The organism is Neisseria sp. P0009.S007 (assembly GCF_051962515.1).
Window position 1 is genome coordinate 1 of the sequence record NZ_JBQCVF010000915.1, and the last position, 421, is coordinate 421.

The window sequence follows — 421 nt, forward strand, 5'->3', positions numbered from 1 at the left end:
GCATGAGGTCGTTCATGGCGGCATCGACCATGACGAAGTTTTTCTCTTCGCCGTGTTTGACGAACTCGATGCGCGCCAGCAAAGAGCCTGCGTTGCCGACCAAGCTGCGGCCGGGTTCGAGGATGAGTTTCAGACGACGTGTGCCGATCAGTTTTTGAACCGCTTGGGCATACGCGCCCAAATCAGGGACGGTTTCATCTTGATAAACGATGCCGACGCCGCCGCCTAAGTCTAAATGTTCCAAAACGATGCCTTCGTCGGCCAACTGATCCACCAAAATCAAAATGCGCTCGCAGGCTTCGATAAGCGGGCTGAGGTCGGTCAGTTGCGAACCGATGTGGCAGTCAATGCCGATGATTTTGAGGTGGCTTTGGCGGGCGGCGTGGCGGTAGGCTTCGAGCGCGTCGGCGTAGGCGATGCC

General features: G+C 57.2%; 1 pseudogene. It reads right to left on the reverse strand.

What is annotated here, in order from left to right:
- Positions 1-421, reverse strand: a pseudogene (locus ACTHS3_RS17095) (diaminopimelate decarboxylase); the annotation flags it as partial.